Annotated in this window: 21 protein-coding genes; 17 read left to right on the top strand and 4 right to left on the bottom strand. The window is 43.7% G+C overall.

Annotation, left to right across the window (positions count from 1 at the left end; all coding sequences use genetic code 11):
* Positions 1–5 precede the first annotated feature (5 nt).
* The 8 genes from J2736_RS20820 (at position 6) to J2736_RS20785 (ending at position 9,483) form a co-directional block, all read left to right on the top strand.
* Positions 6–1,385 carry an amidohydrolase family protein gene (locus J2736_RS20820; RefSeq protein WP_310500500.1) on the top strand — a complete coding sequence of 460 codons (1,380 nt, stop codon included), beginning with the start codon at positions 6–8 and terminating at the stop codon, positions 1,383–1,385.
* Between the two features lie 9 nt (positions 1,386–1,394).
* A complete protein-coding gene (locus tag J2736_RS20815) occupies positions 1,395–2,117 on the top strand; it encodes an NAD(P)H-dependent oxidoreductase (protein ID WP_310500499.1) in 723 nt (240 codons plus the stop codon).
* Positions 2,118–2,218: 101 nt separating this feature from the next.
* Positions 2,219–3,031, top strand: a complete 813-nt coding sequence (locus J2736_RS20810; RefSeq protein WP_310500498.1) for a creatininase family protein — start codon at positions 2,219–2,221, stop codon at positions 3,029–3,031.
* A gap of 38 nt (positions 3,032–3,069) precedes the next feature.
* Positions 3,070–3,873, top strand: a complete 804-nt coding sequence (locus tag J2736_RS20805) for an ABC transporter ATP-binding protein (RefSeq protein ID WP_310500497.1) — start codon at positions 3,070–3,072, stop codon at positions 3,871–3,873.
* Positions 3,874–3,893: 20 nt separating this feature from the next.
* Positions 3,894–5,237 carry an FAD-binding oxidoreductase gene (locus J2736_RS20800; RefSeq protein WP_310500496.1) on the top strand — a complete coding sequence of 448 codons (1,344 nt, stop codon included), beginning with the start codon at positions 3,894–3,896 and terminating at the stop codon, positions 5,235–5,237.
* Between the two features lie 135 nt (positions 5,238–5,372).
* The gene (locus tag J2736_RS20795) at positions 5,373–6,152 is read left to right on the top strand and encodes an ABC transporter permease (protein ID WP_397341245.1); all 780 of its coding nucleotides are present in this window, start codon (positions 5,373–5,375) and stop codon (positions 6,150–6,152) included.
* A gap of 39 nt (positions 6,153–6,191) precedes the next feature.
* Positions 6,192–7,433: an amidohydrolase family protein gene (locus tag J2736_RS20790; RefSeq protein WP_310500590.1), complete on the top strand. Its 1,242-nt coding sequence runs from the start codon at positions 6,192–6,194 to the stop codon at positions 7,431–7,433.
* A 142-nt stretch (positions 7,434–7,575) separates the two neighbouring features.
* Positions 7,576–9,483 carry a HAMP domain-containing sensor histidine kinase gene (locus J2736_RS20785; protein WP_310500495.1) on the top strand — a complete coding sequence of 636 codons (1,908 nt, stop codon included), beginning with the start codon at positions 7,576–7,578 and terminating at the stop codon, positions 9,481–9,483.
* Positions 9,484–9,526: 43 nt separating this feature from the next.
* On the opposite strand, the gene J2736_RS20780 is transcribed toward J2736_RS20785, so the two are convergent.
* From J2736_RS20780 to J2736_RS20770, 3 genes are all read right to left on the bottom strand, one after another.
* Complete coding sequence (locus J2736_RS20780) at positions 9,527–9,766, bottom strand: NHLP leader peptide family RiPP precursor (RefSeq protein WP_310500494.1); 240 nt, start codon at positions 9,764–9,766, stop codon at positions 9,527–9,529.
* 74 nt (positions 9,767–9,840) lie between these two features.
* Positions 9,841–10,779 (bottom strand): hypothetical protein, encoded by a 939-nt coding sequence (locus J2736_RS20775; RefSeq protein ID WP_310500493.1) that lies wholly within the window; start codon positions 10,777–10,779, stop codon positions 9,841–9,843.
* Complete coding sequence (locus J2736_RS20770) at positions 10,776–13,061, bottom strand: helix-turn-helix domain-containing protein (RefSeq protein ID WP_310500492.1); 2,286 nt, start codon at positions 13,059–13,061, stop codon at positions 10,776–10,778. Before J2736_RS20770 ends, J2736_RS20775 begins: the two co-directional genes overlap by 4 nt.
* Before the next feature lie 274 nt (positions 13,062–13,335).
* On the opposite strand from J2736_RS20770, the gene J2736_RS20765 reads away from it, so the two are divergent.
* The 8 genes from J2736_RS20765 to J2736_RS20730 all read left to right on the top strand — a co-directional run bounded on the left by J2736_RS20765 (position 13,336) and on the right by J2736_RS20730 (position 21,244).
* Positions 13,336–14,259, top strand: a complete 924-nt coding sequence (locus J2736_RS20765; RefSeq protein WP_310500491.1) for an ABC transporter permease — start codon at positions 13,336–13,338, stop codon at positions 14,257–14,259.
* 12 nt (positions 14,260–14,271) lie between these two features.
* Entirely contained in the window at positions 14,272–15,162 is an 891-nt protein-coding gene (locus J2736_RS20760) for a carbohydrate ABC transporter permease (protein ID WP_310500490.1), read from the top strand.
* A 75-nt stretch (positions 15,163–15,237) separates the two neighbouring features.
* Positions 15,238–16,839 carry an extracellular solute-binding protein gene (locus J2736_RS20755; RefSeq protein ID WP_397341242.1) on the top strand — a complete coding sequence of 534 codons (1,602 nt, stop codon included), beginning with the start codon at positions 15,238–15,240 and terminating at the stop codon, positions 16,837–16,839.
* Positions 16,840–16,982: 143 nt separating this feature from the next.
* Entirely contained in the window at positions 16,983–17,423 is a 441-nt protein-coding gene (locus J2736_RS20750) for a MarR family winged helix-turn-helix transcriptional regulator (RefSeq protein ID WP_397341240.1), read from the top strand.
* Positions 17,424–17,462: 39 nt separating this feature from the next.
* Positions 17,463–18,383 carry an AEC family transporter gene (locus J2736_RS20745; protein WP_310500589.1) on the top strand — a complete coding sequence of 307 codons (921 nt, stop codon included), beginning with the start codon at positions 17,463–17,465 and terminating at the stop codon, positions 18,381–18,383.
* Between the two features lie 98 nt (positions 18,384–18,481).
* Positions 18,482–18,784, top strand: a complete 303-nt coding sequence (locus J2736_RS20740) for a hypothetical protein (RefSeq protein WP_310500487.1) — start codon at positions 18,482–18,484, stop codon at positions 18,782–18,784.
* Between the two features lie 35 nt (positions 18,785–18,819).
* A complete protein-coding gene (locus J2736_RS20735; protein WP_310500588.1) occupies positions 18,820–19,188 on the top strand; it encodes a DUF423 domain-containing protein in 369 nt (122 codons plus the stop codon).
* 190 nt (positions 19,189–19,378) lie between these two features.
* On the top strand, positions 19,379–21,244 hold the full coding sequence (locus J2736_RS20730; RefSeq protein WP_310500486.1) for a putative bifunctional diguanylate cyclase/phosphodiesterase: 1,866 nt from the start codon (positions 19,379–19,381) through the stop codon (positions 21,242–21,244).
* Between the two features lie 43 nt (positions 21,245–21,287).
* Here J2736_RS20730 and J2736_RS20725 read toward each other — a convergent pair whose 3' ends face one another.
* On the bottom strand, positions 21,288–21,782 hold the full coding sequence (locus tag J2736_RS20725) for a hypothetical protein (protein WP_310500485.1): 495 nt from the start codon (positions 21,780–21,782) through the stop codon (positions 21,288–21,290).
* Positions 21,783–21,917: 135 nt separating this feature from the next.
* On the opposite strand from J2736_RS20725, the gene J2736_RS20720 reads away from it, so the two are divergent.
* Positions 21,918–22,190 (top strand): hypothetical protein, encoded by a 273-nt coding sequence (locus J2736_RS20720; RefSeq protein ID WP_310500484.1) that lies wholly within the window; start codon positions 21,918–21,920, stop codon positions 22,188–22,190.
* The last annotated feature ends 77 nt before the right edge of the window (positions 22,191–22,267 follow it).

The following is a 22,267-nucleotide window of genomic DNA, read 5'->3' as shown; positions in this document are numbered from 1 at the left end:
CGGCATTGGCTTCTAACAACAATATCGATCTATGTAACGTCAGATTGCCATTATTAAATGAAGGGGAATTATATCGTCTCTCGATTCGCGATGGGAATTGGACACACATTCGACTGCAAGAAGCAGATGCCGCTGCGTCCCTTTCAACCTCGCTGGAGTCATGGAATCCTAATCAATATGGAGAAACGTCCAGCATCACAACACTTGATCTTGAAGGTAAAATGTTGCTGCCAGGCTTCGTGGATTCACATATGCATCTCGACAAAGCGTTCTCGTTAACAACGGTTGAGAATATTAGCGGTACGCTAGAAGAGGCTGTTCGCAATTATTCGGCGGCATCGCCTACATTCTCAAAAGAAGAAATTAAAGCCAGAATGATGCGATCTGCGCTACAGGCTCTGTCTTTTGGGACTACGCACATTCGCACGCATCTGGATTTTAATCTTCGATTTTCACGTGACATTGCTTTACGCACAATTGAAGCCGCATTGGAGGCTAGAGAAGCCTTAGCACCCTACATGACTTTGCAGCTCTTCCCAATGTGTCCCTACAATTTCATGTCGCTGGATAATGAAGCCATTGAGGAAGCTTTACGTATGGGTGTGGATGGCATTGGTGGCGCGCCGCATTTATCGTTAACCCCTAAGGAAGATATTGATTTTATTTTCAAAATGGCAGAGAAATACGATGTACCGATTGATCTACACTGTGATGAAACGGATAATCCACAGATGCGAACGGTTGAATATGTCGCAGAACGCACGAAAGAAACAGGCTACGAGGGCAGAGTGACCGTTGATCACTTGTGTGCATTAGCCTCGATGACCGATGCGGATGCAGGCGGCATCATCGACAAGATGGCAGAGGCCAAATTAAAGGCAGTATCCTTGCCTGCAGTTAATCTGTATTTACAAGGCAGACATGATTCTTTTCCTGTGAGAAGAGGCGTCACTCGCTTGAAGCAAATTCATGAGAGAGGCATCCCAATCGCAGTTGCATCGGACAATATTCATGATCCTTTCCACCCTTTCGGGCGCGGGGATTTACTTCAAATAGCACTGATCTCTTCCTATGCTGCGCATATGGGCAGACCCGCAGATCTTCGCACATTGCTGCGAATGATTACGGAAGCTCCCGCCCATGTTCTTGGACTTACAGCCTATGGGATTACAGAAGGTAATCCAGCCAACTTCGTTATCGTTGATGGTCATTCCGTCGAAGAAATCTTTACCATGCTTCCTGAACGAAGATGGGTGTACAGCCAAGGACGCTTCGTCAGATCCCCAGGTACAAAAGCTGCGTGGAACAACCATGCTTTAGCTCAGTTCTGGCAGAAGGCAAGTGAAGCTGTATCGTTCCAAAAGCCCGAATTCGCGAAAGGGTGAACCGTCAAGATGGCTAATCTGTTGGTCATTTATTACAGCGCATTTGGTCATGTGTACCAGATGGCGCAAGCCGTAGCAGATGGTGCTAGCCAATCTGGTGCGCATCTTGTGAGGATTGTGCGTATACCTGAGATGGCAGCAGATGCGAACCGTGTGATCAGACCTGATCAAGACAGACCCCCTGCTGTGCAGGAGAAGACATCTAATTCCACTACATTAGCTAAGCAATTTCGCCTAACAGATCGTTATCAGAAGTATGAAGCTACAGTAGCGCTGCAAAAAGAAATTCCAATCGCGTCAAATGATGATCTACGCTGGGCTGATGGGATCCTTTGGGGGTTCCCGACGTATTATGGCACGATGCCAGCGCAAGTTAAATTGTTCCTTGAGATGGCTGGAGAGCTTTGCATCGAGGGTGCCCTTGAGGGCAAGCCGACCGGTATATTTAATAGTACAGCATCCATCCATACGGGGCATGAAGCAGCCATATTAACCGCGATGGTACCCCTATTCCATTTCGGTATGATCTTCGTGGGATTGCCTTATTCGGAAAATCCAGAGTACTTAACGGCGGATGCGATCGGTTGCTCGCCTTATGGGGCATCTACCTTAGCTGGTCCGGATAGTTCATTGTCGCCAGATCCAAGGGAGCTCTTGATGGCAGCGCGATTAGGTGAGCGAGTAGCAGATATTGCGGCGGCTATCAAGCAGTTTCAAACCAAGAAGGCTTAGGAAGCGCAATACTCCAAATTGGCAAGTAGAAAGAACCCCTCTAGGAAGAGTTTGGTTCTTTTTTCGCAAATACATGATCCAACCTACAGGAGGTACTCAGCATGACATTCAATCGCTATCAAGGGAAAGCCTGGGATCAGTGCTTCTTCCCAAGTCTTAGTAAACTTCAAGTGGCTGAGATTCCTAAAGAAAATGCGTTAATCGTACTGCCGGTTGGAGCTGTTGAGCAGCACGGTCCACATATGCCCGTGTTTACCGATACGTTAATCTCGGAAGTGCTGTTGACAGAAGCCTTCGAGCAGCTTCCTAACGATCCGAATATATGGTTGTTGCCAGCTATCCCCTACGGGAAGAGCACAGAACATCTAGGTCATGCGGGAACCATCACTTTATCGGCAACAACGTTAATGGCTGTTGTGATGGATATAGCCAAAAGCCTGCGGAAAAGCGGATTTCAGAAGCTCGTTCTCGTTAACTCGCATGGCGGAAATACGGATCTGTTGAACATGATGGGCAGAGAGATTCGCATCGAAACGGGTTTAGCTGTATTTCGCTTAGATCCAGGAGGACTTGGCGGTGCTGATGAATGGATGACACCGCTAGAGAAACAGGCGGGCATTCATGCTGGTGATATGGAAACATCCATCGTGATGGCGGCGATGCCGCACTGGGTGAACATGGATGCAGCACCAACGGAGTATCCGAATTATCCAGAGTCCCGTTATCTGGCGCTGCGGAATCGGGCTTTTGCTTGGGTGATGGATGATCTCTCTCATACTGGCGTCTCAGGCGATGCAACGGTGGCAACGATAGCCAAAGGCAGGGATATGACGTATAAGTACGGGACATATATCGCTGAGGCGTTGCTCGTATTCCAAGCCTTCGATATGCAATCGCTCAAACTCAGCAAGTAGAGTTGGTAAGCCACTAAAACGTATAGGAGATGATACGCATGTCGAAAAATTCTTTGCTAATGGACACAGTTAGCCCTCAGTCCCCAGGATCTACTTTCGTGAGCATGACGAATCTTTCCAAGACTTACCCGAACGGAACGATTGCCCTGCAGGATGTCAACCTGACCATTCAAGAAGGTGAATTCTTATGCTTTGTAGGTCCATCGGGTTGCGGGAAATCAACGATTTTCAAAATCATTACCGGCTTATCCAAACCAAGCAAAGGCTCGTTGGATGTCTTTGGAACAACACCGAAGGAAGCGCGCAAGCAAAGTGATATCGCTTTTGTGTTTCAAGATCATACACTCTTACCGTGGTCGACGGTTGAGGCGAATGTGAAGCTTCCGCTGGAATTACGCGGAGTGGATAAAAAGACCCAACAACAAGAAGCGGAGCGAGTGCTTGAGCTTGTTGGATTGAAGGATTACATGAAAGTGCTGCCTAGGCAGCTTTCTGGTGGTATGAAAATGCGCGTATCCATCGCGCGTGCGCTAATTTCGAGGCCGAAGCTGCTGCTGATGGATGAGCCGTTCGGTGCGTTGGACGAAATTACGCGTCAAACCTTGCAAATGGAGCTGCTCAATATTTGGCAGCAAGATAAATCGATGACGGTGTTGTTCGTGACACATAATGTGTTCGAGTCCGTGTTCTTATCGACAAGTGTCGTTGTTATGACACCTCGGCCTGGCAAAATTTCAGCGCGCATCGATATACCAGTTCCTTTTCCAAGAGATGAAACCTACCGAACAACAACGCAATTTAGCGATTTAGTGCGCATTGTCAATGACGCTTTGGACCATTAAGACGAGAGGGTGAAGACAGCATGTCCACAGAAGCGGAAGTTACCTGGATTCATGAAGTCGAAGAGCAGCTAGGGAAAGAAATCGTATCCATCGATCAAGAAACAAGAGATAAGCTTTCCAAGGATTATTACTGGTACTCCCCTGTACTTAATCGTAGGCTGGAGGGGATTGCATCGGCTGATGTCGTCGTGCTGCCCCGCAATGAAGAGGAAGTGGCCAGGGCTTTGGCATTTGGCTATCACCATGGGATTCCTGTGACAGTACGCGGTGCTGGGACTGGCAATTACGGTCAGGCGGTTCCTTTACAGAAAGGGATTGTGCTTGATCTAAGTCGTATGGATCAAATTCTAGAAATTGGGTCTGGATTCGCTCGTTTACAGTGTGGCGTGCGTTTAGGGGTTATTGATAAGAAAGCGCGTGAAGTTGGGCAAGAAATTCGCATATACCCTAGTACGTATGTGAAGGCGACCGTTGGCGGATTTGTGAGCGGTGGTTCTGGTGGAATCGGTTCAATTACACATGGCAATCTATGGGATGGCAACGTCCTCGAGGCTGTGATTTATACAATGGAATCAGCACCACAGCGCCTCGTTGTTACTGGGCCTGAGTTGTACAACTATATCCACAATTATGGGACGACGGGTATTTTGACCGAGGTCACCATGCCACTTTCGCCGCGAACCGAGTGGGCGCAAGCCATTGCGCAATTCCCTACCTTTGAGCAGGCGATGCAGTTTGGTGAGGCTCTCGCTCGAGAAGAAGCGATTCCTAAACGTCTTATCGCACCAATGGAATGGCCAATTCCTTCCTATTTTGTACCCTTTAACAAAGTAATTATGCCAGAAATGGCTGCTGTTATGTTGGAGTTTGCAGAAGAAACATTACGGTTAGTAGAGGTACTTGCGAATCAATTTGGCGGACATATCGGTCACGTAATTGAGGCCAAAAACTACCGAAAAACAATAGGTGTATCCGACTTTACATGGAACCATACAACCTTGTGGGCTATGAAGACTGATGCATCGATGACATATCTGCAAGCAGGATTTAAAGTGGATAGCTACTTAGAACAAATTAAGCAAATTAAAGCGAAGTTCGGCGATGAGGTTTATTTGCATGTCGAGTGGGTGCGCAGTGGCGGGGCTGTGACGCCATCGGCACTTCCTGTTGTAAGGTTTACTACGGAAGAACGCTTATATGAAATTATCGCGTTTTTCGAGTCCGTTGGTGTCAAAATATTCGATCCACATACTTGGGTACTCGACCAAGGTGGTCGTGGTGAAGTAGGCAGTATGGAACGCAAGAAACGGGAGAATGATCCGAAGGGACTTCTCAATCCTGGCAAAATCATTTGTAAATCATAAAGAAGGGGGATCTGTGCAATGGCTGTCGATTCGAAGTATTTGCAAATATTACCTGATGAAATATTTCCTGCGCGTGAGCGTGCAGCTTGGATGAGTCGCATGGAGGAGGGCGTGCCGTTTAGTCGCCGGTTGTTGATGCTGCTCAAACAGCTGCTGCCGCCTTTAGTGGCGTTCGTGGTCTTTATTGGCGGATGGGAGCTAATCGCTTCCTTGACGAATGCGCCTGTATATCTTGTTCCTAAACCTTCGGATATCGTGAAAGCGGCCATTGAGAACAGGAGCGGGCTTTGGGTATCCGTGCGAACGACAACTTTTGAAGCTGTACTTGGATTTATCCTAAGTATTATCCTGGGTATTGCGGGTGCTATTTTACTTGCAAGCTCGAAATGGATTGAGAAAAGCGTGTATCCTTACGCGATCATCTTACAAACAATTCCCATTGTTGCTATTGCACCATTAATCGTGATCTGGTTCGATGCTGGCATGAACGCGATCGTAATCATTACGTTCTTAATCGGATTCTTCCCCATGCTATCCAATACCTTGATTGGACTTAATTCGACGGATCAAAATATGAGCAACCTCTTCTATTTGTATAATGCGAATGGCTTTCAAACGATGTGGAAACTACGTATTCCTGCAGCGCTTCCTTATATTGTGGCTGGCTTGAAAATTTCTTGTACTTTGTCTGTTGTCGGTGCCATTGTCGGGGAATATATTGCCGGAATTGGCGGTGGGCAAGGTGGATTAGGCTATGCTATCACGTATGCAGCAGCGAGATTGAAGACGCCTTACTTGTTCGCTTGTGGGTTATCGGCTTCCGCACTAGGGATTATTTTCTTCCTGCTGGTGAATGCCTTCGCGAAATGGCTCTTAAGCTCTTGGCACGAGTCTGAAATGAAGCGTGATAATTAATCGCGTAGTTCTAGGTAAGAGGTGATAAATTTGCTTGATATGGTCTATCGTCAAGTGCGTGTACTCGGTAATCACGAGTTCCAAGGTCCTATAGATATCGGTGTGTTAAACGGCAAAATTGTCGCGATGGGTGAGGTTGCTGACCATGGCGAGCGAGAGGTTGATGGGACGGGGCACTTGCTGCTGCCACCTTTCGTGGAATCGCACATTCATCTAGATACGGTGTTAACTGCAGGGGAACCTGATTGGAATGAGAGTGGTACACTGTTCGAAGGGATAGGCATTTGGCAGAAACGGAAAGGGACACTCACGTATGAGGACGTCATGGCACGTGCTGAGAAGGTGCTTCGGATGCAAATCTCAACAGGAGTCCTTCATGTACGTTCGATGGTGGATATTTCAGATCCAAATCTCACTGCATTAAGGGCGCTGTTAGCGCTGCGTGAGCGTGTTAAGCCTTATCTGACATTGCAGGTCATCGCCTTTCCGCAGGATGGGATTCGTGCCTGTCCCGATAACGAACAACGGCTTGAACTGGCCTTGGAGCTTGGTGCAGACGGCATAAGTGCTGTCCCGCATCTAGAGGCTACGCGATCGGAAGGAGAAGCTTCCTTAGAAATCTGCTTCCGGATAGCGGAGAAGTACGGATGCTTCGTGCACGTATTCTGCGATGAAATGGATGATCCTCACTCCACATTCTTGGAAAATGTTGCTCATTTAGCGATACGCTCAGACCTAGGCAGTCGAGTAACTGCCGCACATGTGAATGCGACAGCTTATTATAGTGAAGCGTATTTTCAGAAAGTACTGGGCATCGTGGCTAGATCGGGCATTCATATCGTATGCTGTCCGCTGATTAATAGCGCCATGCAAGGGCGATTCGATAGTAGTCCCAAAGGGCGCGGAATTGCTCGCATTAAGGAGATGTGGCTGGCAGGCATTAATGTCAGTATTGCTCATGATGATATTCGGACGCCATTCTACCCGCTAGGTACGGGGAATATGCTGCAAGCCGCACATATGGCTGCACATCTTGCCCATATGACGGGGCGCGAAGAAATTGCAGAGCTAGTCCGTATGATTACCATACGAGCTGCCCAAACGTTGCAGCTTTCCGAATACGGAATTGCGGTAGGACTACCTGCTAGCTTCATAATGTTGCGAGCAGACAATGAGATAGATCTTGTTCGGGGACAACCTTTGTGCCGTCATGTGGTTAGTCGGGGGCAGCTTCTCACCGAAGCCTTACCAGCCCAAACCTTTTGGTTTACAGATTATTAAGGGACGCTTGCCTTGCTAGTAAAGTGGGCAAGTGTTTTATTTTGTTTTTAGAATGTTTACATGGTTTAGAAGGAAAGCACAAACCCCCGTCGAATTCATTTAATGTAAATAACTTACAGGTGTCTTGGGGGAAGGTGAATACATGCAACAATTGCTTCTAAAGCATCAATTGCGATGGAAAACATGGTTAGTTCTCCTTATTGGGCTTTTATTTATGGCTAATCATGTTTTCGCGGAGCAGCCTGATGGCATGAAAGCGATTCCAAATTGGTCGTTATTATGGGGAATTCCCACGGATAAGATCGAGGATATCATGGCTTCGCCACGTGAGAATCAATGGATGACCATCGAGAGTGGAGCGGAGATGCCAGATAAGCCAGATAAAGTTTCTACAGCCTGGGTACGCATCCAACTTCCGAAACAGTTGCCCAAGGACTATGGCATGTATATTGATCGTATCTATGCGCAACATTTGTCCGTGTATATTGGAGGCCGGCTCCTAAATGAGGTTAAATTTGATTTTCCTACGGATCAACAACGCAGCCTATTTCCACTGAGTGCAGAAGACGCTGGAGGGATTGTGTATCTAAAGCTTCAGACCTCCATGGAGCGTCTAGGCATTCAATCTGACATCGTGATAGATCATTACTCCACTTTGACGCGAACGTTTATTTTCCGTGATTTACAGAATATTATTCTTGGGTTTGCTTTTCTTTTTATTGCCGTCATCATGCTTATTTGTTCCTTCTACTTGAAAAAAATAGGGCGGGCTACATGGATTTCTCTAAGCTTAATCATTCTAACCTTAGGTACAATTTTTCTTACCTATTCGCCTTTTCTTTATGCCAATTTTACCCGCTTTGGGGTCGTATTTTTAGATATTTTTGATATTTCACTGGCTGTCTTACTGCCAGCGTTAACGTACTTTTTTGAGAAAATTTTCGACAATGGCCGTTTCAAATGGGTTCGATGGTTTCGTAAGTTTCAAATTATGTATTCAACGTTCTGTGTTGTATTAATCTTATTCAATCAACTCAATGATTATCAATTTATTGGTGCCTATCATTTGTTCACGGTTACCCTCTTAGGTGCCATCATGATTATCCAATTTATTACGATTATAGGACTTTCTATCTTTTTTGTCATAAAAGGCAATAGAGAGGCTGTCATTTTCTCTTCTGGTTTTGCTATTTTCGCACTCATGGGGATGTTTGATCTCATTCTCTACTATGCGAATAATCAAAAGTATCAGTTTTTCCTTTGGAAATTTGGCGTAGTTGGCTTCATTATTGCACTTATCGTCATTCTGGGTAGGAGATTTGCGATTAATCAGGAGCAGATGTCGAACTATTCGAAAGAACTAGAATTCTACAATCATCAGTTGCAGCTATCGGAGAAGATGGAAATGATTAGCTCATTAGCGGCATCTGTCGCGCACGAGGTGAGAAATCCGCTCCAAGTTACGCGTGGGTTTCTGCAGCTTGTGGCAGCTAGAACAGACGACAAGAACAGGGAATATATGAGTATTGCGATCGAAGAATTAGATAGGGCTTCCGTGATCATTACTGATTTTCTGACCTTTGCGAAGCCGCAACTGGATGAGATCGTGGAATTAAATGTGAGTAAGGAAATTAGCCAGATTGAAGGAATCATTGTTCCTTTAGCGACATTGAATGGTGGAAGAATCACCGTCAGCGTACCAGCGGATTTGCACATCTATGGGAACTCTTCGAAGCTGAAGCAAATCTTGATCAATATTATTAAGAATAGTATCGAAGCGTTCCAAGTGGATGGTCAAATTAATATTTGGGCGTATAAGAAAAATGAGGAAGTCTTTATCCATATCAAGGATAATGGTGAGGGGATCGAGCCGATACAGCTGGCAAAGCTAGGAGAGCCCTATTATTCAACAAAAACGAAGGGGACAGGCTTAGGCTTAATGGTCACCTTTAGGCTTATCGAGATTATGAAAGGCAACATTGAGTTCAAAAGTCAAAAGTATGCAGGGACAGAGGTCATCATGCGTTTCCCCTATGTGATTGTGAATTGAAAAAAGGTGTTCCGCTTACGAAGCGGACACCTTTTTTATATGACTACCAGATACCTTGTGCACCATTGGAAGTAACCAATATCTTAGCTGGATTTGTAGGGATTACTAGAACGAATTCTGTTGATGTTTCTTCAACAGCCTTAACTTTGATATCGTTTGGGAGTGTAATGTTAAATGCTTGTTTAAGCGCAGCTTTGGGATCGGCTAAAAGTTGTTGTTTAAAGGCTTCATCTTCCCAAGCTTTTTGAATAATTTTGGCTTTTACGCTTTCATTTGTGGACATTTGTATTCACTCCTAGTCATTTGGGTAATTTTTCCTACAAGAAAAAGTATACCATGACTATATCTAATAATCTATCAAAATTTATCATTATTAGACAAAAAATAGTAGAATCCGCCAGAGAGTAAAGCAGCCCTTCTATCTTTGATTTCATTCGCCACCCGATGGATATTCTGTACGAGTGAATCATGGAAAGCGGTGAGCTGCCCCATACCGACAGCCAAGCTTAGCAGATGCTCGTGATGAGCGTCCGCAATGCCGGCATAAGCAGCAAACATATCATGAACATAAAGCTGCTTTTTGATCAATTCAGGCGTAAGGGCATCTGCTGTCGAAAGCTGCAATGTGTTGCGGATGGATGATAATAAGCAATTATAGGATCCATCCACTAGATCCTCTTCCCAATCTGCCCAATCGTCCAACATTTGCAGGGTAACAAGCGTTTGCTCAACCGCAGCTGTGACGGCGGGGATTAGATGCGATTGATTAGCTAGAAGAAGCGCGCCTGTACTGGCATTTTTAACAGGACTCGCTTTCTTGGCTATTTGCAATTTGTCCTGATGAAAGTAATCAGATTGCTGCTCATTCGTTACACTTTGGGCCCATTCAAGAATATACGTCTCATAGTAGCTCCAGAAGGGAGAATCTGAAGGAAAGAGTTCCCGATAGATGGACAGGAACTGAAAGTGAAACAAGTTAGCTAGAGGCAACTTGCTCGCATGCTCCCCTTTGGCAGCATCCATAATATCATCTTGAATGAAGTAATAGAGCATGACGAATATATTGGCCAGTGACAGCTTATTCAGCGTTTCGGCACGAAGCTCACTGATATCTTCCATCCAATAGGGGAGGAGATAGCAAATATAATTTTTGGTAGTACCCTCACGACTTGCGTCAAATTTGGCTAGATAGGCGAGACCGAGCTGATCCAATGGCGTTGGAAATTGGCGGACTGCTTCCTTAGCTTCTTCAAAAACAATGTGTAATTGGTTTTCGTGTGCAGTTAGCCATGTCATCGTTCTTCAATTCCTTTCTGATGAAGGGTATTTTCGTATTTCAGCTGCTTGCGGAAATCGTTCGGGGTGATGCCATTGTATTTCTTGAACAACCGGTAGAAATAGGAGTCGCTTGTGAAGCCGGTTTTTTCAGCGATTTCAGCTACGGAGAGTGATGTGTTTAGGAGTAAATCTTTGGACTTATGCATGCGCACATCTTGGATAACATCGGTAATGGCGATCATCGTATGCTGTTTGTACAAGCGGCTGATATAGATGGAGGACATCGCTAGCTCGTCGGCGATGGAATTGAGGGATAGATTTTGATTCGCATAATCCCGATCAATAATGTCGTTCATCTTTTTGATGAGTTCCACGTGTTTGGAGCTTCGTTTTTCATCTAACTTTTTCTGTAGCTGCCTAAATAAGTCAATGAATTGTCCGTTGATTTCTTCAATCGTCTCTACGTGAGTCAGAGAAGCGACTGCAGCATCCAGATAAAGGGGGAAAGCAAGCGCATTATTCTTATTAATCGTCGTCAGTACATTATTGACGGTTAACGTTAGATGGGATATGGCCAAATGAACGACGGTGTAGGGATATAAAGACGTTTCATAAATGATCTCGGTATAAATACGTTCAGCCTCTTCGGAATCACCCGTCATGAGACAATCGACAAGCTGTCTTTCTTTTTGAGAGGGGAATTTGTACTCTTTGGTGCGGTACGCAATGATTTCTTCTGACGAAATGATACAGCCATGGCCTCTAAACAAGCGATGGTAAGAGGCTTCTAGCAGCTGTTTGTAAAGCTGAAAGCTCTGATTGGCATCATCTTGCAGCGGACTCACGGTGATTGATACGGATAACTTAATGAAGGACGCGATGGACGCTTGCATGTTTTGGAGTAACTCGGCAAAAGCGGAGCACTCCCAGATGAAATCCGCTTCCTTAGCAGAAAGAATCAGGATGATATGATCGTCTCCCATATCGACGCCCTCCGCGTGATAGGTTGTTGAGCTGATCTCTGTACAAATATTCATAACGGCATAGCGAAGCAAGGTAAGCTGATCCTTATAGGTGCGGATGTTTTCTTCGTAGCGATCCATTTTGACCATAAGCAATAAAGAGGGATGTCCGATTGTGATGTTGGAGCCAAAATACGTTAATTTTGACTGCAAAGCCTGAGGGTGATAAGCGTCTCTTCCCATAATAATATTTCTCAGGAAATTTTGCCGCAGAATTTGTAGATTATCACGTTTTTCTATCTCTAACGTTTTTAAGCTTCGAATGACTTTATCGATGGGATCGAAGAGTCGTTTAGACATAATGAGTGAAATCAGCAGCCCCACAAGAAGAATAGTGAGGGAGATATAAATCGTTTTGAGACGCATGTCTCGGATTTCTTCCGTAATAATGGTGTAGGGGGTTGTACGCACATAACGCCAACCTAGAGAATCAGGTGCTGTGTACGAAACTAATGATTTCGTTCCATTCACTTGATCGACCAAATAGCCTGGTGAGGATGGATTAGCGATAATCTGTTGGATATACCCCTTATCGGCATAATTGGACAGGATGGGATTTGTCCCATCTGTGGAAATGAGAGTGCCTTCTTTATTAATAATGATTTCATTGCTTGCTCGATTGTTGGCTACGTTTTTCAAAGATTTATTGAAGAAGGATTCAGAAATATTGACGACGACAGCCGAATTTAAGGAATTATTTAAATTAATCGCATCATAGCACAAATAAGAATAGATCCCGATGGAAGTTGATTCAAGTGAGTTTGGACCGTTTGCTTTGAAGTACCTGGGGATTGGTAAGAAAGGGATATAATTCTGAAAATGATCGAGAATATCAATCATGCTAGGATCGCCTAGCGTGGCTTTCGTTTGGATACCGCTCTGGAAATTGTTAGAGCTGACATAGAAGAGCTCCGATTTTCCATTGTATACATAAATTGATTCGATGAATGGCATGGCTAGACGATATAAATTCAATTGAGACATGCTGCCTTGGACATCATAGATATCGGGTTTATCGTAAAACAACAATTTACTGATCACAAAATCGCGATAAATTTGAAAGGACAGGGAGGTTGCTGTTTCCGTTATGGTTCGAATTTCTTGGCTTGTTTGGAGCAAGGAGTTGGAATCGGATTCATACACTTGTTGAAGTGCAATATTATCAAAATTAACATAGAGGATCGTTGAGGAGACAAGCAGTGTTATGACAATGGATAAAACGATACTAAGCAGTATGTTGCGATACATGAATTTGCTCTCTTGATTGCGAAGCATCATGCGATCTGTCTCCCCCTTTGGTAAAAAAAGTATATACCAACTATATACTGTGTGCAATGGAATCGGATAGTCCTGGGGGCTGAAAAGCGCGAGAAAAGCCAGTTTTTCCATGAAAGTTTAGTTTGTGCATATGCGATAATGGGCTTCACTGGTGATTTCGTTCATAAATGTTAGCAGATCTTCAGTTTCGCTGATGATACGATCCTGTCTATAATTCGATTATGGCAACCGACAAGAACAACAGGATACATTAATGCTAGGGAGGTTTTACAGCATGATCCGAAAGAAAGGTTTCTTCTATGAGTTAAACAAAAATAAATTGTTGTTTCTCATGATAGCGCCAACATTGATTTTCTTCTTTATTAACTCGTATGTACCGATGGTAGGGATCTACTTCGCATTTACCCGTTTTGATTTTAATGGGGGGCTTTTCGGAAGTCCATTTGTAGGATTCGAGAATTTCGAATTCTTATGGAAATCTGGCGTGCTTTGGACATTGACGCGCAATACAGTGGCCTATAACCTGGCATTCATTGTTTTCTTAAATGTGACAGCCATTTTTTGCGCCATCCTATTAAGTGAAATGTCAGGCAAGTTTTTCAAGAAACTTACGCAATCCGTGATGTTCTTACCTTATTTTATTTCATTTGTTCTGCTTAATGCAATCGCTTACAACATGTTTAATTATGATACGGGATTCGTGAATACCACGCTTAAATCCTGGGGATCTAACCCGGTCGATATTTATAACACGCCATCCTCCTGGGTCTTTCTGCTAGTCATGTTCTATGTATGGAAAAATGTAGGCTACACCATGGTGATCTATCTGGCTACGATCACAGGGATCAGTGATGAGTATTACGAAGCTGCGAAGATTGACGGAGCGAACATATTTCAACGAATCTGGTACATTACGATTCCAATGCTCAAACCAACTTTCATTATCTTACTTTTGTTTGCTCTGGGCAGCATTATGAAAGGTCAGTTTGATTTATTTTACCAGTTAATTGGAAATAACGGGATCTTGTACAATGCAACGGACATCTTGGATACGTATGTATTCCGTTCTTTGAAAGTGACGTTTGATATCGGCATGGCGACTTCTGCTGGGTTATATCAGTCCATCTTCGGATTTGCGCTGATTATGACCGTCAATTATTTGATCAAAAAATCTAACGATGAATATGCACTCTTCTAGGAGGTGAATCGCTTGCGTACCAAAGGAATTGATTCTGTCACATTTAATCTCCTTGCCTATCTCGTCATTATCGCGATTTCTATTGTCTGTATGTTTCCATTCTTGCTCATCATTTCTGGCTCTCTAACAGATAATGAATCGATTATACGCGATGGCTATCACCTCATTCCGGATGTCTTCTCATTAACAGCTTATAAAGCTGTGCTGACCTACCCTGAAAAAGTGTTAAGAGCTTACGGCGTTACCATCTTCGTTACCGTGGTTGGCACCGTGCTAGGGTTGTTCATGATGACCATGGCAGGGTATGTCCTTCAAAGGAAAGATTTCAAATATAGGAATAAGCTTTCCTTCTATATTTACTTTACCACCCTATTCGGAGGCGGTCTTGTCCCATGGTACATCATGATAACGAAATATCTGCAGCTGACAGATACGTATGCTGCACTGATTTTTCCTGGGCTCATGTCTCCCTTTCTTATTATATTAATGCGCAGCTTCATTAAGTCTTCGATTCCTGAAGAGCTGACGGAGTGTTCGAAGATTGACGGTGCAAATGATTTTACCATTTACTATCGTGTCGTACTGCCTCTAGCCATGCCCGGTATTGCTACGGTTGGGTTATTCCTGGCTTTACATTATTGGAACAGCTGGTTCTCCACATCGCTTTTCATTAATGATCAGAACAAATACGAGTTGCAATATTTCTTGTATAACATCATAAACACAGCAGCAGCGGTATCCAGTCTTGGCATCAGCACAGGTGCGACGATGAGTCAGGAAATTCCGACGGAATCCACCAAACTAGCAATGGCCATCATCGTGACGGGCCCTATTCTATTCCTGTACCCATTCGTTCAACGGTTTTTCGTTAAAGGCCTAACGATAGGCGCTGTCAAAGGTTAGAACTGAAACGGAATCACTCCGTCAGCTAACATAGATTGTTGTTCTCATTCTAAATTTACTCAAATAAAAGGGAGGATTTACATGAAAAGAAATGCAAAGAAGATGTATAGTGTGTCCGTTGCCGTTGCGCTCGCAGGTTCCGTCGTAGCAGGGTGCAGCAGCACCACAACTACAAGTTCTCCGAGCCCTTCCGCAGCAGCAGTAGCAACCAAAGCGCCAGAAGCAACGGCGGCAGCGGCTACCGCGAAACCAACAGGACTAGATACATCGAAGAAAGTGGAATTGCAATTCTACATGTTAGGACCTGCACCGAAGGATCTTCCTGTCATTGAAGAAGAAATTAACAAATTAGCCTTGAAAGATTTGAACGCGACGGTAAAATTCAATTTCACAACATGGACGGATTGGGATCAGAAATATAAGCTGCTATTATCTTCCGGTCAAGCGGTGGATCTGATCTTCACAGCGGAGTGGACACAGTATCAATCGTACGCGAAAAAAGGAGCCTTCCTAGCACTCGATGAGTTACTCCCGAAAGCGGCACCGAAATTGAATAGCTTCGTACCGAAAGATATGTGGGAAGCTGTCAAAATTGATGGCAAAATCTTCACCGTTCCTGCCACCTATAAAGAGTATGTAACGACAGGTTTCATCTGGCGTGAAGATCTCAGAGAGAAATTCAATTTGCCGAAACCGGATTCCATGGCTAATTTCGAAGCCTATCTAGCTGGCATTAAGAAAAATGTACCTGACATGGTACCATTGGCAGCCAATAGCGATGTGAAGGGCAGTCTTTCTGATCAATACAAGAACTTGACGATCGACCCAATTGGAGCTGTTCCTTATGGGTTGAACATTGGTTATAAAACACCATCAGAGGTTAGCTTGTATTGGGGCTCCCCTGAGCACTTAAATGAGTTGAAAACGATGAAGAAATGGCAAGACGCCGGTTACATTACGAAGAACGTCTTGAATACGAAGGATGCCATGACAGACCTGATTACAAGCGGTAAAGCTGCAGCGAATCTAGGGGATAATCCTACGCGTTTCAACGATCAGAAGCTCAAAATTGCCTCTACACACCCAGATTGGAAGCTTGAGTACTATCCAGCTCCTATGATCAAAGGTCATGCTGAGCCTGTTCACCCGATTCACAATGGCTTTGCGATTCCAAAAAGCAGTAAAAATGCTGAGCGTGCGTTGGCGTTCTACGAAAAAATGGTAACAGACAAAACGTATAATCAATTAACGGAGTATGGTATTTTAGGCAAAAACTATACGGTTGATAATGGTTACTACACCATGATTGGTGACAGCAACAGCAATGGTTTCCCAAGAGAAGCTATGCAAGGTTGGGCATGGAGAAATCCAGAGTTTATGTTATTCGACAAAGGGTATGACGGCGTGAAAAAGATTTTCGCAGATTTAGATAAAATTGCAACCCCAGATAAATACACAGGTTTTGCAGAAGACTACACAAGCTATCAAGCTGAAAGAGCGGCGTTAGAGCAAGTTGAGAAGCAATACCTCTACCCACTTGAAGCAGGGCTTGTAGCAGACGTAGAAGGCGGTCTCAAAACATTTATGGAGAAAGCGAAAGTAGCTGGGCTGGATAAAATTCAAGCGGAATACAAGAAACAATGGTTAGAGTATGTAAAAAGTCAAAATATTAAATAAGTGAGTTTAAATAAATTCGAGTCAGCCGAGGAGCGCCTGTTGGAGGGGCGTTCTTTGCGTTTTGTATTGACAGTCAGAGGCTTTTTGTTTAAATTGGAAGCAAATCGATTGTTCACAATATGACGGAGAGAAAGGAAACGACAATGAACAGTAGTGAATTTTTGAAGCTGGAAAATCAACTTTGTTTCAGCCTATATGCGAGCTCCAGAGCGATTACTCGTATGTATCGCCCTTTTCTCGAAGAACTCGGTATTACCTATCCGCAATATCTTGTACTGCTTGTGCTCTGGGAACAAAAGGAAAGTACGGTGAAGGAGCTAAGTGAGAAGCTGGATCTAGACTCAGGGACCCTAACACCGATGCTCAAGCGAATGGAGGCCCAGAAGCTTCTCGTTCGTAACCGTTCGCAGGAGGATGAGCGTGTTGTTCTTATTCGCATCACAGAGGCAGGGCTGGCCCTGCATGATCAGGCGCTGTGCATTCCACAGACACTGTTTGCTGCAAGTGGTTTGTCAGCTGAAGAAATTGCCAATTTTAATGCACAGTTGAAACGAATTATTACTAGCGTGAATGCCTCAATGTAAGGAGCATCTTGGGGATTCTCGATGAATCGAGGCTTTCAAATGAATTACTTTGTGTATATTCTTATTAATAATATTGTTCCCATTTGTATTATGATTGCGATTGGCGTAACGATGTATCGGGCCTTCCGCATTGATATTCGTACGTTGTCGAAGCTTAATTTCTATGTATTCTCCCCTGCACTTGTTTTTGTGAAGCTCTATGAATCCGAAATGAGCCTTTCCATCCTGATGCAGGTGCTCTTATTTTTTGCCATTTTTTTCAGCTTGTTATTCGCGATCATCGAAGTAATCATTCGCATACAGAAGATGCAACGCGGCATGCGTATTGCTATGCGGAATAGTGTTATTTTCTATAATAGTGCGAATTATGCACTGCCATTGAATCAGACTGTATTCGGCGGCAATGCCTATACACTTGCGATTCAGATCGTGATTATGATTATGCAGACGCTCATCCCGAATACCTATGGGATTTATACGTTAAATGCACATAAAGCTTCTTGGAAAGCAACATTGAAAACGATTCTCTCGTTACCGGTGATTTATGCCATTCCCATCGCGCTTTTGTTACGTTATTACCATGTGCCGGTGCCATCTTCCATTCATATCCCGTTGAATTACATTGCAAATGCCTTTATGGCAACAGCGTTGTTGACCTTAGGTGTACAACTTGGTGCGATGAAATGGGAGTTTCACTTCTCGAATGTGTTATTATCAAATATGTTGCGATTGGCGATTGGACCGCTGTTAGGTTTTTTTGTCGTGTGGATGCTGGGGATTGAAGGCTTGACGGCTAAGGCATTAGTTCTATCTTGCGCAGTTCCTACTTCACTCAGCAGCGTACTGCTAGCCATAGAGTATGAAAATGAAGCGGAATTCTCCTCTCAGGCGGTCTTTACATCAACGCTATTTAGTATGTTTACGATTCCAATTGTTATCTATTTATTGGATTTTATGTGAACATAATAGGGAATCATGAAAATAGCAGGAATATCGACAATTTTCGGCGAATGGGTACTTATACCTAAAATTATCCAAATCTAAGGAGGAATTTTACGATGAGATACCAATTTTGCCAGTACGTTACGATTGTCGATATGAATGATGAGATTATGTCTGAGGTATTATTTGAACATGGGGAATATGAAGCGAATGCGGTTGCGATCGGTTCATCTGTTCTAATTCACCAACTAGGTTTGAAACAGTTCGATGTTGTCTATGACAAGCGTGAAGGCAAGACAATTCGTTACAAGATCGAGGATATTGAAGTGAATCTAATCGAGATGCCTACTGTTTCGCGTGTCTTTTTGGAGCCAGTTCAATTGATTGTGGGTCAACATGATATTGGTGAAGTCGAGTAATTTATTTTAGCTGTGAAAGGAAAGAAAGTCTTATGATGAAATTGTTTTTGCTGATTGGAAGTTTGAATGCCTTCCTATCCGTTGCCTTAGGTGCATTTGGCGCTCACTATTTAAAAACGAAAATTCCGGATAAGATCGATGTTTTTCAAACCGGCGTTCATTATCACATGATTCATGCGATTGCTCTTATCGCGGTCGCATTGCTTACGGACAAGCTAGGAAATAATTCGCTGGTAACTGCATCTGGTTGGGCGATCTTCATCGGAATTATTTTGTTCTCTGGTAGTCTGTACGGATTGAGTTTGACGGGAATCAAGGCCTTTGGGCCTATAACACCTTTAGGTGGACTAAGCTTCCTAGTCGGCTGGATCCTGCTAGCCCTTGCTGCGCTTAAGTTGAAATAGGAGAAAGAGCCAGAGAAATCTGGCTCTTTTTAGCATTTTATGGCAAGTTAGCAGGAAATGGCACTACCTTTGTAGAAATAAAGAAGGATTAGTTATTCGTGCGTGTATATCGGACAACATTTGGGAGTCAGGTCGGACATCTATGAAAAGCTTCCCTAACGAAGATAGAACAAGGTAAGGAGGCCAATTCGTGAAAAATCGGCTCTATATTGGCATATATGTGCTTGCAGCCATATACGTTAGTCTTTTTGTAAAGCCGTACGCACCATGGATTTGTCTCTTGGGTGCACTTGTATTGCTTTACATCTTGCTTGGTAATAGGATGCGGCAAGTAAAGTCGATTTCCAAGGAACTACCGAGGGATCACGCCTATCTCAGCGTACTGGATTCCCTTTTTGAACATAACCCCAATGCGATCGGAATTTTAAATGAAGAGGGTAAATTCATTCGCATGAATCAAGCGGCGGAAACGATCCTAGGGTACTCGGTTACAGATCTCTTGCACCGACCTTTTACGAGCATTGTAACGGAAGAACAATTGAAGCTTACGGAGCGGCATTTACAGCAGAGCCGTAATGGAATTCCATATACGTTTGAGACTGCTGTGCATCATCAGCGTGGTTATCGTGTTGATCTACACGTCACAGCTGTACCCGTCGATATCCATCATCACGCCAAAGGCAATATTCTGATTTGTCAGGACGTGACAGAGCGTAAGCGTGGGGATGAGCAAGTCCGTTATATGGCTTATTACGATGATATGACGGGGTTGCCGAATCGACGGTTATTTAGAGATCATCTGAATGAACGGCTTCGTTTGTGTAAGGCGGATGGGCATAGAGTTGCGGTGTTTTATTTGGATATCGATCGCTTCAAGCTGGTTAATGACAGTTTCGGCCATGATTATGGCAACATGCTACTGCTTCAACTAGCAGAGCGATTCACGCGGTGCGTAACTGATGAGGATTTTCTAGCACGCACGGAAGGTGACGAATTCGCTTTTTATTATTCACATGTTGAAGATGTGAACGATGTAATGACGGTTATTGCAGAGATCAATCGTGTCTTGGAGAAGCCGTTTCTTCTTGAACAATACGAGTTGCATATTACTTCGAGCATCGGTGTAGCTATTTCAGCAGATGATACAGACGAAGCTGATACACTGATGAAATATGCGGATATTGCATTGGCGAGGGCGAAAGAGAAAGGTCGAAATGATTTTCAGATCTTCAATTCGGACATGAAATCTGTTTCTATTAATCGGTTGAAGCTGGAGAATGAGCTTCGCAAAGCGCTAATTAATGAAGAATTCGTACTGTACTATCAGCCGCAAGTCGAGATTGAATCGGGACGTATCGTTGGTGTTGAAGCTTTGATCCGTTGGAATCACCCCGATAAGGGGATGGTTATGCCCAATCATTTTATTCCATTAGCGGAAGAAAGCGGATTGATTGTTCCCATTGGCGAATGGGTGCTCAGAGCCGCATGTAAGCAAAATAAAACCTGGCAATCTGAGGGTTATACCCCTATGCCTATCTCCGTGAATTTATCGATGAGACAGTTCTTTCAACATAATTTAAAAGGGAAAATCAGCCATGTCCTTGAGCAGACAGGGCTCGATCCGGCCTATTTGGAGCTGGAGATTACCGAAAGTATGACGATGGATGTTGAACATGCGATTCTATCGCTGCTGGAATTGAAAGCACTTGGTGTGAATGTAAGTATCGACGATTTCGGTACGGGTTACAGCTCACTCTATTATTTGAAGAAATTTCCCATAGATAAGTTGAAAATTGACCGATCCTTTGTAAGAGATATTATGGTGGATCCGAATGATGCGGCTATTGTGGCGACAATTATTGCCATGACGCACCATTTGAATCTGAAGGTCATTGCAGAAGGTGTGGAGACGGAAGATCAGTTGAATTTCTTATATCAGAATCGTTGCAATGAAGTGCAGGGATATTGGTATAGTCCTCCAGTTAACCGTGTTGAGTTGGAACACATGCTCAAGAACGGTATTGCTGCTGCGTCTGCAGTTTCGTTAGCTAAATAGAAAAAGGTACCCTTGCAGATGGTCTGCAAAGGTACCTTTTTGTTTAGTGAGTGGCTACATAATCCTCAATTTCATTGAGCTTAAACAGATAAACCTTCTTCTCATCGACATGATAAACGGTTACATTCTGGCTCATGCTATCGAAATTAAGGATGCGACAAGGAAGGCTCAATTTAATACCTTGTGCTTTAATCACTGTCAAACGAATCAAGGTATTATTGGTTTTAAAATTTTCTAGCTGCTCAACAATGTTCAAAGCAGCTTCGGAGTGGTTCGTTCTGACCGTAGAAACTGGTGAAGAAACGGAAGGCTTTTTATTTGAATGTGAGGAAGCTAAACTTCCTTGTTTCGTGTTCAATTCAATAAGTTGACCGAGCTGAATACCTTTAAGGATTTGATAATCTTTAACGGTTTCTACATTTAATAAATGAAGGAGCTTTTCCATTGCAAGGCCATTCGTTTCGTCTTCAATTAATATCTCTACGGTGAATAAATGCCCATTCTTTGGACTTGAGTTTGGGTTCCGCGGGTTCATCATTGCCTCCTAACTGCACTGAAAACACAATAGCTTTACTATATCATGATATCATGACCAAATGTAGCTTCGTTTTTCATAATTCGTTGTGTTAGAAGAATACAATTAGATGATTATACCGTGAAGGAAGGTTGAGCTATGAAATGGATTGTACTCGTTCTTGTTCTAGTGGGGATCCTGCTTTTAGTTTATCGGATGACGTTGAAAGTAAAAGATAAGGTTACGGCAGGGAAGATCATTAAACTGTCCGTGCAGGGGAAGAAATCTTCGAAGCTGAATAAGCAAACTTGTTCATTTTGCCGTAAGAAGCAAAAGAAACTCATTTTTTACTCAGACGAGCAGGGAAGGGTTGTTGGCGTCTGTCCGGTCTGTAAGCAACAAGCGGAACGAAGAGCGTTAATGCGGTTGTAATCGAAAATGAAGACCATTTTCACAATAAATAGGAAATTCACACAGAATCTTTACAGTAACCTCACACCGTACTAGCC

Origin of the sequence: Paenibacillus qinlingensis (genome assembly GCF_031455095.1) — a bacterium.
In the GTDB taxonomy this organism is placed as follows: Bacteria; Bacillota; Bacilli; order Paenibacillales; family NBRC-103111; genus Paenibacillus_E; species Paenibacillus_E qinlingensis_A.
This window is presented reverse-complemented; position numbering and strand designations above follow the sequence as displayed.

What these genes read in the sequence shown, in the direction of transcription:
- J2736_RS20775 (WP_310500493.1), bottom strand. Translation starts at nt 10,779, where the DNA reads ATGACATGGCTAACTGCACACGAAAACCAATTACACATTGTTTTTGAA.
- J2736_RS20805 (WP_310500497.1), top strand. Translation starts at nt 3,070, where the DNA reads ATGTCGAAAAATTCTTTGCTAATGGACACAGTTAGCCCTCAGTCCCCA.
- J2736_RS20745 (WP_310500589.1), top strand. Translation starts at nt 17,463, where the DNA reads ATGAATTACTTTGTGTATATTCTTATTAATAATATTGTTCCCATTTGT.
- J2736_RS20810 (WP_310500498.1), top strand. Translation starts at nt 2,219, where the DNA reads ATGACATTCAATCGCTATCAAGGGAAAGCCTGGGATCAGTGCTTCTTC.
- J2736_RS20740 (WP_310500487.1), top strand. Translation starts at nt 18,482, where the DNA reads ATGAGATACCAATTTTGCCAGTACGTTACGATTGTCGATATGAATGAT.
- J2736_RS20720 (WP_310500484.1), top strand. Translation starts at nt 21,918, where the DNA reads ATGAAATGGATTGTACTCGTTCTTGTTCTAGTGGGGATCCTGCTTTTA.
- J2736_RS20750 (WP_397341240.1), top strand. Translation starts at nt 16,983, where the DNA reads ATGAACAGTAGTGAATTTTTGAAGCTGGAAAATCAACTTTGTTTCAGC.
- J2736_RS20725 (WP_310500485.1), bottom strand. Translation starts at nt 21,782, where the DNA reads ATGATGAACCCGCGGAACCCAAACTCAAGTCCAAAGAATGGGCATTTA.
- J2736_RS20735 (WP_310500588.1), top strand. Translation starts at nt 18,820, where the DNA reads ATGAAATTGTTTTTGCTGATTGGAAGTTTGAATGCCTTCCTATCCGTT.
- J2736_RS20800 (WP_310500496.1), top strand. Translation starts at nt 3,894, where the DNA reads ATGTCCACAGAAGCGGAAGTTACCTGGATTCATGAAGTCGAAGAGCAG.
- J2736_RS20815 (WP_310500499.1), top strand. Translation starts at nt 1,395, where the DNA reads ATGGCTAATCTGTTGGTCATTTATTACAGCGCATTTGGTCATGTGTAC.
- J2736_RS20785 (WP_310500495.1), top strand. Translation starts at nt 7,576, where the DNA reads ATGCAACAATTGCTTCTAAAGCATCAATTGCGATGGAAAACATGGTTA.
- J2736_RS20770 (WP_310500492.1), bottom strand. Translation starts at nt 13,061, where the DNA reads ATGATGCTTCGCAATCAAGAGAGCAAATTCATGTATCGCAACATACTG.
- J2736_RS20795 (WP_397341245.1), top strand. Translation starts at nt 5,373, where the DNA reads ATGCTGCTCAAACAGCTGCTGCCGCCTTTAGTGGCGTTCGTGGTCTTT.
- J2736_RS20780 (WP_310500494.1), bottom strand. Translation starts at nt 9,766, where the DNA reads ATGTCCACAAATGAAAGCGTAAAAGCCAAAATTATTCAAAAAGCTTGG.
- J2736_RS20765 (WP_310500491.1), top strand. Translation starts at nt 13,336, where the DNA reads ATGATCCGAAAGAAAGGTTTCTTCTATGAGTTAAACAAAAATAAATTG.
- J2736_RS20790 (WP_310500590.1), top strand. Translation starts at nt 6,192, where the DNA reads ATGGTCTATCGTCAAGTGCGTGTACTCGGTAATCACGAGTTCCAAGGT.